At 61.7% G+C, this 12,595-nt stretch carries 13 protein-coding genes; 9 read left to right on the forward strand and 4 right to left on the reverse strand.

Translation table 11 applies throughout. The features are described from left to right. The first annotated feature begins 3 nt into the window (after positions 1 to 3). The 5 genes from C5L12_RS14030 (at position 4) to C5L12_RS14050 (ending at position 4,276) form a co-directional block, all read left to right on the forward strand. Positions 4 to 576, forward strand: coding sequence for a cob(I)yrinic acid a,c-diamide adenosyltransferase (locus C5L12_RS14030; protein WP_105372671.1), 573 nt, complete (start codon positions 4 to 6; stop codon positions 574 to 576). 27 nt (positions 577 to 603) lie between these two features. Beyond that, positions 604 to 1,368 (forward strand): rhomboid family intramembrane serine protease, encoded by a 765-nt coding sequence (locus C5L12_RS14035; RefSeq protein WP_105372672.1) that lies wholly within the window; start codon positions 604 to 606, stop codon positions 1,366 to 1,368. 177 nt (positions 1,369 to 1,545) lie between these two features. Continuing rightward, positions 1,546 to 2,292 (forward strand): electron transfer flavoprotein subunit beta/FixA family protein, encoded by a 747-nt coding sequence (locus C5L12_RS14040; RefSeq protein WP_105372673.1) that lies wholly within the window; start codon positions 1,546 to 1,548, stop codon positions 2,290 to 2,292. Between the two features lie 23 nt (positions 2,293 to 2,315). After that, entirely contained in the window at positions 2,316 to 3,245 is a 930-nt protein-coding gene (locus C5L12_RS14045) for an electron transfer flavoprotein subunit alpha/FixB family protein (protein ID WP_105372674.1), read from the forward strand. Between the two features lie 149 nt (positions 3,246 to 3,394). Further along, positions 3,395 to 4,276, forward strand: a complete 882-nt coding sequence (locus C5L12_RS14050; protein ID WP_105372675.1) for a 3-hydroxybutyryl-CoA dehydrogenase — start codon at positions 3,395 to 3,397, stop codon at positions 4,274 to 4,276. A 12-nt stretch (positions 4,277 to 4,288) separates the two neighbouring features. Here the strand turns inward: C5L12_RS14050 and tlpA are convergent, their stop codons facing one another. Then, positions 4,289 to 4,957, reverse strand: a complete 669-nt coding sequence (tlpA, locus tag C5L12_RS14055; RefSeq protein ID WP_105372676.1) for a thiol:disulfide interchange protein TlpA — start codon at positions 4,955 to 4,957, stop codon at positions 4,289 to 4,291. 24 nt (positions 4,958 to 4,981) lie between these two features. Between tlpA and argH the strand changes: the two genes are divergently transcribed. The 4 genes from argH to C5L12_RS14075 all read left to right on the forward strand — a co-directional run bounded on the left by argH (position 4,982) and on the right by C5L12_RS14075 (position 10,809). Next, positions 4,982 to 6,385 carry an argininosuccinate lyase gene (gene argH / locus C5L12_RS14060; RefSeq protein WP_105372677.1) on the forward strand — a complete coding sequence of 468 codons (1,404 nt, stop codon included), beginning with the start codon at positions 4,982 to 4,984 and terminating at the stop codon, positions 6,383 to 6,385. Positions 6,386 to 6,471: 86 nt separating this feature from the next. Continuing rightward, positions 6,472 to 6,678: an LPS translocon maturation chaperone LptM gene (gene lptM, locus C5L12_RS14065; RefSeq protein ID WP_105372678.1), complete on the forward strand. Its 207-nt coding sequence runs from the start codon at positions 6,472 to 6,474 to the stop codon at positions 6,676 to 6,678. A gap of 13 nt (positions 6,679 to 6,691) precedes the next feature. After that, positions 6,692 to 7,960, forward strand: coding sequence for a diaminopimelate decarboxylase (lysA, locus tag C5L12_RS14070; RefSeq protein WP_105372679.1), 1,269 nt, complete (start codon positions 6,692 to 6,694; stop codon positions 7,958 to 7,960). A 134-nt stretch (positions 7,961 to 8,094) separates the two neighbouring features. Then, a complete protein-coding gene (locus tag C5L12_RS14075; protein ID WP_105372680.1) occupies positions 8,095 to 10,809 on the forward strand; it encodes a TIGR02302 family protein in 2,715 nt (904 codons plus the stop codon). An 11-nt stretch (positions 10,810 to 10,820) separates the two neighbouring features. On the opposite strand, the gene C5L12_RS14080 is transcribed toward C5L12_RS14075, so the two are convergent. From C5L12_RS14080 to C5L12_RS14090, 3 genes are all read right to left on the reverse strand, one after another. Further along, positions 10,821 to 11,198, reverse strand: coding sequence for a response regulator (locus tag C5L12_RS14080; protein WP_105372772.1), 378 nt, complete (start codon positions 11,196 to 11,198; stop codon positions 10,821 to 10,823). Between the two features lie 116 nt (positions 11,199 to 11,314). Then, a complete protein-coding gene (gene hpt, locus C5L12_RS14085; RefSeq protein ID WP_105372681.1) occupies positions 11,315 to 11,857 on the reverse strand; it encodes a hypoxanthine phosphoribosyltransferase in 543 nt (180 codons plus the stop codon). 62 nt (positions 11,858 to 11,919) lie between these two features. Beyond that, positions 11,920 to 12,579 (reverse strand): hypothetical protein, encoded by a 660-nt coding sequence (locus tag C5L12_RS14090; RefSeq protein WP_205839341.1) that lies wholly within the window; start codon positions 12,577 to 12,579, stop codon positions 11,920 to 11,922. Between the last annotated feature and the right edge of the window lie 16 nt (positions 12,580 to 12,595).

Consider the following 12,595-nt stretch of genomic DNA (forward strand, 5'->3'; position numbering starts at 1 on the left):
CCAATGGTAAAGCTCAACAAGATATACACGCGCACCGGCGACAAGGGCACCACCGCCCTGGTCTCGGGTCCACGACGGGAAAAGTACGACCTGAGGGTAGAAGCCTACGGCACGGTCGACGAAACGAATTCTGCCGTCGGAATGGCAAGGCTCCACACCTCCGGCCTGCCTGAGCTCGATGCGATGCTCTTCCGCATCCAGAACGACCTGTTCGACCTGGGCGCCGACCTCGCGACGCCCGATACGGGGGAACAGCTGGACTACGAGCCGCTGCGCATCATCGAAGCCCAGGCGACCCGGCTTGAGAGCGAGATCGACACGCTGAATACCGACATCGCCCCCCTCACCTCCTTCGTTTTGCCGGGTGGATCCCCTGCCGCCGCCCATCTGCACCTTGCGCGCACCGTGGCGCGTCGCGCTGAGCGGCTGATGGTCGAGCTTTCCCGGCAGGAAACGGTAGGAACCGCGGCCTTGAAATACATCAACCGGCTTTCCGATTTCCTGTTCGTAGCCGCCCGTTCGGCCAATGACGGCGGCAAGTCGGACGTGCTTTGGGTTCCGGGGAAAAACCGGTAGAACGTTAGCGGGGTAGGAGGGTCACCAATGTTCATCCCGCTGCACGACGCCGTCGAACTGAAATATATCCGCGTACAATATGTCACAATCAGCCTCATCGCCGTCAACGTGCTGGTCTGGCTGTTCACCACGCTCGCGAGCCCGGAAATCGTGGAACACGCCTCGCTTGGCCTCGGCTTCATTCCAGCTGTGATCTTCGACTACGCGGTGCTCGATCCGTCGCTCATCATCGTCCCCGACGACGCCACCTTCATAACCTATGCCTTCCTGCATCTCGACTTCTGGCACCTCGCCTCCAACATGCTGTTTCTCTGGGTGTTCGGTGACAATGTTGAGGATGCGCTGGGGCATGTGAGATTCCTGATCTTCTACCTGATCTGCGCCGCGGCCGGCGCCGCCCTCCATGGGTTTGTCGGGCCGTCCTCGGAAGGTCCTTTGATCGGCGCTTCCGGTGCAATTTCTGGCGTCGTGGCGGCCTACTTCCTGCTGCACCCGCGGGTGCGGGTCTGGGTGCTGGTGCTTTTCCGTATTCCGCTGCCGCTGCCGGCCTTCATTCCACTGGCGCTCTGGATCGTTCAGCAATTTGCCATGCTGGCACTCGACCTCGACGGCATTGTCTCCTGGGGTGCCCATGTCGGCGGTATCATCGCAGGTGCCATCCTGGTCATCCTCATGCGCCGCAAGGGCGTGCCGCTCTTCGACCGCACCATCGTCACGCCGAAGGCCGTGCGAGCCGAGCCTACTCCCAAGGTTCCAATTGCTGTGGCTGAACCCGGCAGCAGCCCGCATTGACGACAAGGCCTTGACATTGACGTGTACGTAAAAGTAATTTTTGCGACTGCAAAAGCGCTGCGGGCGGCGAGACGGCGTTGTATTCGAGAAAAAAATGCGTATCGATGTCGCCCACTGACAAATGAGGGAACGGCAAATGTCGCAATTTGCCGCTGAGACAAGTCGAGGAAGGACCCCATGAAGATCCTGGTGCCGGTTAAGCGAGTGGTGGATTACAACGTGAAGATCCGGGTCAAGCCGGATGGCACGGGTGTCGAGCTTGCCAATGTGAAGATGTCGATGAACCCGTTCGATGAGATTTCCGTCGAGGAGGCTCTGCGTCTGAAGGAGGCGGGCAAGGCGGAAGAGGTTGTGGTTGTATCGATCGGACCTGCCAAGGCGGAAGAGACGCTCAGGACGGCCCTTGCGATGGGCGCCGATCGTGCAATCCTGGTCGAGACGGACGACATCGTCGAGCCGCTGGCCGTTGCAAAGATCCTCAAGGGTGTCGCGGACGCCGAGCAGCCCGGACTGATCATCGTCGGCAAGCAGGCGATCGATGACGATAGCAATCAGACCGGCCAGATGCTGGCAGCGCTCCTCGGCACGGCCCAGGCAACCTTCGCCTCCAAGATCGAGATAGGTGCAGGTTCCGCTAAAGTCACCCGCGAAGTCGATGGCGGCCTGCAGACGATCGAAGTCAAGCTGCCGGCTGTCATCACCACCGACCTCCGTTTGAACGAGCCGCGTTATGCATCGCTGCCGAACATCATGAAGGCCAAGAAGAAGCCGCTCGACAAAAAGACGCCGGCCGAGCTCGGCGTCGACACCACACCGCGCCTGAAGGTCCTGAAGACCGAGGAGCCGGGTGGCCGCAAGGCAGGCATCAAGGTCAAGAGCGTCGAGGAACTCGTCGCCAACTTGAAGACCGCCGGCATTCTCTAAAGCGACGGATAAGGATTACGACAATGGCCATTCTTCTTCTGGCAGAACACGACAACGCAACCCTGTCCGACCAGACCGCCAAGGCGCTCTCCGCTGCCGCGCAGATCGGCGGCGATGTGCATGTGCTGGTGGCCGGCTCGGGCGCCAAAGCTGCGGCCGATGCTGCCGCCAAGCTTTCCGGCATATCCAAGGTGCTGCTCGCCGACGACGCAAGCCTAGCCAACAATCTCGCCGAACCGCTGGCGGCACTGATCGTCTCACTTGCCGGCTCCTATGACACGATTATCGCCGCTGCGACGGCTTCTGCGAAGAACGTCATGCCGCGGGTTGCGGCCCTGCTCGACGTTGCCCAGGTCTCGGAAATCGTCGAGGTGATTTCTGCGGATACCTTCAAGCGGCCGATTTACGCCGGCAACGCGATCCAGACGGTGCAGGCGACCGACGCCAAGAAGGTCATCACGGTTCGGACCGCCTCGTTCCAGGCGGCCGGTGCAGGCGGCTCTGCATCCGTGGAAACGGTGCCGGCGGCGGGCAATGCGGATGTTTCCACCTTCGTCTCGGATGCGCTGTCCTCGTCGGAACGTCCGGAACTGACCTCCGCCAAGATCATCATCTCGGGCGGCCGGGCGCTCGGCTCTGCGGAAAAGTTCAAAGAGGTCATTCTGCCCGTCGCTGACAAGCTTGGCGCTGCTGTCGGCGCTTCCCGCGCCGCCGTCGATGCCGGTTATGCCCCGAACGATTGGCAGGTCGGCCAGACCGGCAAGGTGGTGGCCCCTGACCTCTATATCGCGGCCGGCATTTCCGGCGCCATTCAGCATTTGGCCGGCATGAAGGACTCGAAAGTCATCGTCGCGATCAACAAGGACGAAGAGGCGCCGATCTTCCAGGTCGCCGATTACGGCCTCGTCGGCGACCTCTTCGAAATCCTGCCACAGCTCGAAAAGGCGCTTTAGACCTTTGTCCATTTCGCAAGCGCGAAAAATGCTGGCAAAATGCCAAGTGGCGGAATAACAATCTGCCGGGCTGTCTCCACACAGCCCGGCATTTTTTATAAGATAGGCGCAGCGCAGCGCCTCGGGAGCGAAACCCAGGGAAACCAATAATGAGTTCGGTCATGAAGAATATCGGCATCATCGGAGCAGGTCAGATGGGTTGCGGCATAGCCCATGTTTCGGCCTTGGCCGGTTACAAGGTGCAGATGTACGACCTTTCCCAGGATAGGATCGAGGCAGCGCTTGCCACGATCAACGGCAATCTTGCCCGCCAGGTGGGTCACGGCAAATTGACCGATGACGAGCGCAAGTCTGCGCTTTCCCTCATCTCGGGTTCCGCCGATCTCAACGACCTTGCCCCCATGGACATGGTGATCGAGGCCGCGACAGAAGATGAAAGCGTCAAGCGAAAGATCTATGCACAGGTCTGTCCGGTTCTGAAGCAGGAAGCCCTGCTGGCGACCAACACGTCTTCGCTTTCGATCACCCGGCTCGCTTCCGCCACCGACCGGCCGGAACGTTTCATGGGTATTCATTTCATGAACCCGGTGCCGGTGATGAAACTCGTCGAGTTGGTGCGCGGTATCGCGACCGATGAGCCGACCTTCCGGGCTGCCAAAGAATATGTTGCCACGCTCGACAAGACTGTAACGGTCGCCGAGGACTTTCCCGCGTTCATCGTCAATCGCATCCTGCTGCCGATGATCAACGAGGCAATCTACACGCTCTATGAAGGCGTCGGTTCGGTGGAAGCCATCGACACCGCCATGAAGCTCGGCGCCAACCATCCGATGGGGCCGCTGCAGCTGGCGGACTTTATCGGCCTCGACACCTGCCTGTCGATCATGCAGGTGCTGCACGACGGGCTGGCCGACAGCAAATATCGCCCCTGCCCGCTTCTCGTAAAATATGTCGAGGCCGGGTGGCTCGGACGCAAATCCGGCCGCGGCTTCTACGACTATCGCGGCGAAGTACCGGTTCCGACTCGGTGACTGCTTTGGGACCTAAGGCGCCTTCGCGGCCGTAATCAGCGCCTTGGCATCTGGGCTGTCCCAGACGGCGGGGCCGTTCATGGCCGAGATCAGGCAGCCCTTTGCATCCATCACCAAGGTCGCCGGCAGGCCGAAGGCAAGTCCTTCCTTCTTCAGGCTGTTGAAGACGCCCATCGAGCTGTCGCGGTAATAGCCAAGCGTGTCGATGCCGTACTCAGCGAGAAACGCCTTGGGTTTCTCGTCCGTGCCGGTGTCGATGTTGACGGCTACCACTTCGAAGTCAGGCCCGCCCATCTCCTTCTGAAGAGCATTCAGCGCCGGCATTTCTTCGCGACAGGGGCCGCACCAGGTGGCCCAAAGATTGAGAAGCACGGTCTTGCCGGCGAAATCGGCTGTCTTCAGGTCCTTTCCATCAGGTCCCTTGAAGGAAAGATCGAGCGGCCTCGGCGGCCGTGCGGCCACCATCGCGGCAACCTGGCCCTTGGAAAACTCCGAGACGGACTTCACCGTCTCTACCGCGCCCTCGCAAGCCCCGGAAGACTGAGCGAGGAGAACGTCCCCGCCATTGCCAGACCCCACATTCCTCACGTATACCGCCACGGCGCCGGCGATGATCCCCGCGACGGCAGCAATCACGATCAATCGGACGGAAGGAAGGCCGAAGGGTCTTTTGGTCGTCATCAACTACTCCAGGACTTTTGCATCATGGCCGACGGCACGAAGGACGCGACATCCTCCAACCAGATGTGGGGCGGGCGCTTCGCCTCCGGGCCGGACGCGATCATGGAGGAGATAAATGCCTCGATCGGTTTCGACAAGAAGCTCTATGCCCAGGATATCCGCGGCTCTATAGCGCATGCGACCATGCTGGCTGAGAAAGGCATCATTTCGGGCGAAGATAAAGACAAGATCTTGTCTGGACTGAACACGATCATGTCAGAGATCGAAAGCGGGCAGTTCCAATTCTCAAGACAGCTCGAAGACATCCACATGAATATCGAGGCGCGGCTGGCGACCCTGATCGGACCAGCCGCTGGACGCCTGCATACCGCCCGCTCCCGCAACGATCAGGTGGCGCTCGACTTCCGTCTCTGGGTCAAGGAAGAGCTCGCAAAGGCCGAGCGCATGCTGACCGACCTGATCGCCGCCTTCCTTGATCGTGCCGAAGAGCATGCCGACACGGTGATGCCGGGCTTCACGCATCTCCAGACCGCCCAGCCGGTCACCTTCGGTCATCATTGCATGGCCTATGTGGAAATGTTCGGCCGTGACCGCGCCCGCGTGCGGCACGCCATCGACCACCTCGACGAAAGCCCGATCGGCGCCGCGGCTCTGGCAGGAACCCCCTACCCGATCGACCGCCACATGACGGCAACGGCGCTCGGGTTCCGCGAGCCGACCCGCAACTCGATCGACACCGTCTCCGACCGCGATTTCGCGCTGGAATTCCTCTCCGTCGCGGCAATCTGTGCCGTTCACCTGTCGCGTCTCGCCGAAGAGATCGTCATCTGGTCGACGCCGCAATTCGGCTTCGTGCGCCTGTCGGACGCCTTTTCGACCGGCTCCTCAATCATGCCGCAGAAGAAGAACCCGGATGCGGCCGAACTGGTTCGCGCCAAGACCGGCCGCATCAATGGCTCGCTGGTGGCGCTCTTGACCGTCATGAAGGGCCTGCCGCTCGCCTATTCCAAGGACATGCAGGAAGACAAGGAACAGGTCTTCGACGCTGCCGAAAACCTGGAACTGGCGATTGCGGCCATGACCGGCATGGTCCGCGACATGACAGTCCGCGCCGACAAGATGCGGGCCGCGGCCGGTGCAGGCTATTCCACCGCGACCGACCTTGCCGACTGGCTGGTTCGCGAAGTCGGCCTGCCTTTCCGCGACGCTCATCACGTGACCGGCCGCGCGGTGGCATTGGCCGAAAGCAAGAGTTGCGATCTCTCCGAGCTTTCACTCGCTGAACTCCAGGAGATCAACGCCGCCATCACCGACAAGGTTTTCAACGTACTTTCGGTCGACGCCTCGGTCGCCAGCCGCACAAGTTTCGGCGGCACGGCACCTTCGGAAGTCAGGAAACAGATCGCCTGGTGGCGCGGCAGAAACTGAAGACGAATTGTTCCCGGAAATGACTGCACAAGGGTGCGGAACTTCGCTATGAAGGATCCGCAGCAGTGCCGGATATAGGTGTGAGAATGTCGAAATCCCTGGTAAACATCGCCCGCATCACTTTTGTGCTGAGCCTCGCCGGCATCGTTGCCGTCGGCTGCGGCCGCAAGGGCGATCTCGACCGTCCGGGCACGCCGGTGGAGCAGCAGAACATCCGAAAGCCGGGCAAACCGGGCGAACGAAAACCCGAGCCTGTCGCCGATAAGCCCTTCGTTCTGGACCCGCTTCTGTAATTCGAGCACCGACGTGAACCATTTTCATTACATCGACGGCGTGCTGCACGCCGAAAACGTGCCGATCCCGGAAATCGCCAAGGTCGTCGGGACGCCGTTCTACGTCTATTCGACGGCAACGCTCGAGCGCCATTACAAGGTCTTCTCCCAGGCTTTCGCCGATGTGGATGCGATGGTCTGTTATGCCATGAAGGCCAATTCCAACCAGGCGGTGCTCAAGACCCTCGGTCGGCTGGGCGCCGGCGTCGACGTGGTCTCCGGCGGCGAATTGCGCCGGGCGCTGGCCGCCGGCATCCCGGCAGGCCGCATCATGTTCTCCGGTGTCGGCAAGACCGCGCATGAAATGGACCTGGCACTTGAGGCCGGTATCTACTGCTTCAACGTCGAATCCGAGCCGGAACTGGAGGTGCTCAACCTCCGCGCCCGGAAGATGGGTAAGAAAGCGCACGTTTCCTTCCGCATCAATCCCGACGTCGACGCCGGCACCCACGCAAAGATTTCGACCGGCAAGAAGGAGAACAAGTTCGGCATCTCCTATGAACGCGCCCGCGATGTTTATGCCCATGCAGCCACGCTTGATGGTATCGAGGTGACCGGCATCGACATGCATATCGGCAGCCAGATCACCGAGCTGCAGCCCTTCGAGGATGCATTCAGGCTGCTGCGCGAGCTTGTCGATGCGCTTCGCTCCGACGGCCACCGCATCGACCACGTCGATATCGGCGGCGGGCTGGGTATTCCCTACAAAGACGACAACAACCCGCCGCCGCTGCCCGACGCCTATGCCGAAACGGTGAAGCGCCAGCTCCGCTCGCTCGAATGCAGGATCGTCACGGAGCCCGGCCGTCTAATCGTCGGCAATGCAGGCATCCTGGTAACGGAGGTCATCTACGTCAAGGAGAGCGGAGAGAAGAGCTTCGTCATCGTCGACGGCGCGATGAACGACCTCATCCGCCCGACGCTCTACGACGCCTATCACATGATCCGCCCGGTCGTTGTGCCCGCGACCGATGCACCGCGGATCAAGGCCGACGTGGTCGGCCCGGTCTGCGAGACGGGCGATTATCTGGCGCTCGAGCGCGAGATGGCGGCGCCGAAGCCGGGCGACCTTATCGCCGTCGCTTCGGCCGGTGCATACGGCGCCGTCCAGGCGGGCACCTACAATACCCGGCTGCTCGTGCCGGAGGTGTTGGTCAAGGGCAGCGATTTCCATATCGTGCGTCCGCGCGGCAGCTACGAGGATCTGATCGGTCTCGATTCCGTGCCAGCATGGCTTGCCTGAGCCCCTGACGCGCCGTTCACTTTTGCGGGAAAGCCCCGAAAATATGGGGGCGAAAAGCCCCTCGCCCTCGTCTTCGCCACAAAGACTGTTATCTTGAGGCTTGATTTGCGCCGCCACGACTGGAGACGGACCGCATGAGCCTTATCCGCAAAGGTGCCTTCGAGTCGCATCCCGAGCTTGCGCGTCGCGTCGCGCTGAAACGGTCGTTTGCGCGGATCGTCCTGTTTTTCGAGCGGATTTTGCCACTTCTGCTGGCCCCCTTGGGCATCGTGGCTCTATTTCTTTCGGCCGCGTGGTTCAGCATTTTCCGCATAGCGCCTGATTGGCTGCGGTGGGTGTTGGTCGGCGGCTTTGCCCTAACCTTTGTATATTCCCTTCTGCCCTTCGGCCGATTGCGCTGGCCGGCAGCCGAGGATGCCGATCGGCTGCTCGAAGACCGCAACAACCTTCCTCACCAGCCGGTCGCCGTGCAGGAAGACGAACCGGCCTTCGAAACGCCCTTCGCCCGTGCTCTGTGGAAGGAGCACCAGCTCCGCATGGCCAAACGCATCGCCGAACTCGATGCCGGCCTACCGCAGCCGGACATCGCCAGACATGATCGGCTGGCCCTGCGCGCAATCCCGGCGCTCGTCGTCGCAATCGCGCTTGGTTATTCGTTTTCGAACGGCGGTGGCTCGCCCGTTGATGCCTTCCGCCCGGCACCGCCTGCCCCCAGCATCAATCCGGACCTGCGCATCGACGCATGGCTGACGCCGCCGTCCTATACGGGCCGCGCTCCGGTTTTCCTGACCGGCCAACAGGCGATGGCCAAAGCAGTCACCGTATCCATACCCGAGAATTCTGCGCTCACGGTTCGCGTGACCGGTGGCGAAGGGGGCGAAGCCGTGGTCTTCGCACCGAAAACCGGTGAAGACCCGGTCACTTTGATTACCGAGGAAGCCAAGAAAGCCGCGGAAAAGGCGGCGCAGCAGCCTGCGCAGACCGCGGCACAGACAGCTGAGAGACCTCAGACTGCAGCACCGCAGCAGGCCGACCAGCCGCTGCCGCCCCGCACATATACGCTCAATGTCGCCGAAAGCGGCAGCCTTACGGTAAACGGCCAGACCTGGGCCTTCGATGTCGTTCCCGACCGGGCGCCGGAAATCGCCTTCGATGGCCAGCCGCGGCGCTCCGTTAACGGCGCGCTTGAAATCGGCTTCACCGGCAAGGATGACTACGGCATCCGCGAAGCGCATGCCTTGATCGAGCCCGTCGAGGATCGCGATCCAGGCGCCACTCCGCTTTATCCGCCGCCGGAATACCGGCTCGACATGCCGCGCCAGAACGGCCGGGAGGTTAAGGGCCTCACGAGCCGCAATCTCGTCGAACACCCGCTGGCCGGCAAGCGCGTAAAGATCACGCTGGTCGCCAAGGATGGCGCCGGTCAGACCGGGCACAGCCCCTCCCACGAGATGGTGCTGCCATCCCGCGGCTTCTCCGAACTGCTTGCGGCGGCTGTTGCGGAGGAGCGTCAGGTCTTTGCGCTCGACACCCGCCAGATGCCGCGCGCGATCACGCTCAACGAAGCCTTGGCGATCCGTCCCGACGAGACCATACCAAAGCTCGGCCACTTCCTGCTGATCCGCTCGGCGCTCGAGCGCATGAAGCTTTCGCGCACCAACGAGCAGCTTAAGGACACGGCCGACTATCTCTGGGAAATCGCACTCGGCATCGAGGACGGCGATCTTTCGCTTGCCGAGCGGCGTTTGCGGGATGCGCAGCGCAATCTGGCAGAAGCTCTGGAAAACAAGGCTTCCGACCAGGAGATTGCGCGGCTGATGCAGGAACTGCGCGAAGCCATGCAACAGTTCATGAACGAACTGGCGCAGCGGATGCAGAACGCCCCGCAGGCGCCCAACAACATGCAGGCCCAGAATGTCATTCGCCAACGTGACCTGCAGAACATGATGGACCAGATCGAAAATCTCGCCCGGTCCGGCAACCGCGACGCGGCACAGCAGATGCTCAACGAGCTGCAGCGCATGATGAACAACCTCCAGGCCGGGCGGATGCAGCGCGGCCAGCAGGGACAGCAGCAGAACAGCCAGATGCGCCAGCAGATCGACAAGCTTGGCGAGATCATGCAGGAACAGCAACGGCTGATGGATCAGACCTTCAAGCTGGACCAGGCGCTGCGGGACCGCATGCAGCGCGGCGATCCGAATGAACGGCCCTATGAACAGAACCAGCAGGGTCAGCGGCAGCAGGGCCAGCAGCAGCAAGGCCAGCAGCAGCAGGGTCAACAAGGACAACAGGGCCAGCAGAACACCGACCAGATGACCGCCGAACAGCTTCGCGAGGCATTGAAGAACCTACGCGCCCAGCAGGAAGGTCTCGGCAAGAAGCTCGAAGAGCTGCAGAAAGGCCTGAAGGAACTCGGCATGCAGCCTGGCCAGGGTTTTGGAGATGCGCAGCGCGAAATGGGCAATGCCGGCAAGGCGCTCGGCGAAGGCCAGGGCGAACAGGCCGTGGAAGGCCAGGGCAATGCGCTCAGCGCGCTGCGTCAGGGCGCGCAGAACATGATGCAGCAGATGATGCAGGCCATGCAGCAGCAGGGTCAAGGCCAGGGTCAGGGCCGCGAAGGCCCCGGCGAGGGAATGGCCAACCAGGGGGGGCAGAACGGCCGTGACCCGCTCGGCCGGCCCCGCGCCACATCAGGGCCTGACTTCGGTGAGCAGGTGAAGGTGCCCGATGAAATCGACGTGCAGCGGGCACGGGAAATCCTCGAAACCATCCGTGAAAAACTCGGCAATGCGCTGTCAGGCGAGGCCGAGCGGCAATATCTGGAGCGTCTCCTGGATATCCGCTGATCGATGATCGATCAGGCGGCGCGTGGGTTTTCCTCCGAGAGAGCCATGGCAACCGCCCTGCGGATGTCCGGAAGCGCGAATGGCTTCTGCACCACGTCGACAATCTTGGTTGCGAGGTCGTCGGCGCGTTCACGCTGCTCGGCATAACCTGTCATCAGCAGGATCTTGAGCCCCGGAAACTGTTCGGAAGCCTGGTGGGCCAGTTCGATGCCGTCCATGACCGGCATGCGGATATCGGAAAGAAGCAGATCGAACGGGCCCTGGGCGAGCTTTTCGAGGCCTTCTGCGCCGTCGCCGGCCTCGTGCGTCTCATGGCCGTCCAGGCGGAGCGCGCGTGCAACGAAGCTGCGAAGCGAATCCTCATCCTCGGTAATCAGGATTTTTGCCATAGCGATCATCGCTCCCTGTCTGTTTCATATCGGGAGCAAATCATCAGAGTTTTCTTGTCGAGGAGTAAACGCCGGCCCTCGTCAGGCCGACATGGTTAACACCTTGACACCGCCGGTCAGGCGTCTCCGGTCACGACGCCGACGAAGGGGAGTTCGCGAAACGCATAGGCCACGTCCATGCCGTAGCCGACGACGAAGTAATCCGGGCATTCGAACCCGACATAGTCTGCCTCGAGCTGCTCCTTGCGCTTAACGTGCTTGTCGAGCAGCACGGCGACCGAAACATGGCGGGCGCCGCGCTCGTAAAGGATTTCCTTCGCGAATTTCAGCGTGCGGCCGGATTCCAGGATATCGTCGATCAGGAGCACGTCACGGTCCTTCACGTCGCTGTCGATATCCTTAACGATGCGCACGCCCTGCGAAACGGTTCCGGTACCGTAGCTCGAAAGCGTGATGAACTCGACCTCCGGCGCAAGGCCGGTATCATGCAGTGCGCGCAACAAGTCGGCGGCAAAGATGAATGAGCCCTTGAGGATGGCGATGACGAGCAGATCCTTGGTCGGACCGGCGGCAATGTCCGCTGCCATCGCCCGGTTGCGTTCGGCTATCTGCTCTGCGGTAAAAAGCGGCTCAATGACCTTGCCGCGCACGACGGGCATGAGGTTCTCCTGCGTGTCCGTAAAAATGTGCGATAGCACAGTCGACAACAGAAGAGAAAGGCTTAGGCGCCTTTGCCCGGGAGGGAAAGCCGCAAGTCCGGCAGTTTTCCACCGGGATGGGGCACCCGTGCGGAGAACCCGCGGCTGCGGCCGCCGGCAATGGCAAAGGACGGCGGCGAAATCAGCGTACTCGCAATAACCTCCTGGCCGGACAACAGATCGGCGCGGATGGACGGCATGGCAACGCTGCCGCCACTACGGTTCTCGACGATACCGTTGATCAGCAGCACGCGCATGCCGTTGGCATCCTGAGGTGTCATCGTCACATGCGTTATGTCCAGCGAAGTTCCCGCTTCCGGCGCGGCCGAACCGCTGAAGAGAAACGAGAACCCGCCTGTAAAACTGAAGACCGCAACGAAGACGGCCGCAACCACCGCGGCGAAGAAATCGGCAGAAAGCCGCATCAGGGCACGCTCGCCGCTCGCGACGATCCGCTCGATGAATGCCGGCTCCTCCGAACGGGAGAAAGTACGCGCATGATGGTTGTCGTTGTGGGAGCGTGGCTTTGCCGCGCGTCGGGCAGCATTGCCGACGGTGACGAACTGGGCGTCGACCACCTCGCCGCGCGGATGAGCCACACGCCCATTCCGGCCGATCGGCTCCGGCGGCAGGATGTCCATTCGGATGACGGTTTTGCCCTGCTGGCTGCGAAACGTGCTCATTGGGGGCCTCTTCGGC

This window comes from Neorhizobium huautlense (assembly GCF_002968575.1).
GTDB lineage: Bacteria > Pseudomonadota > Alphaproteobacteria > Rhizobiales > Rhizobiaceae > Neorhizobium > Neorhizobium huautlense.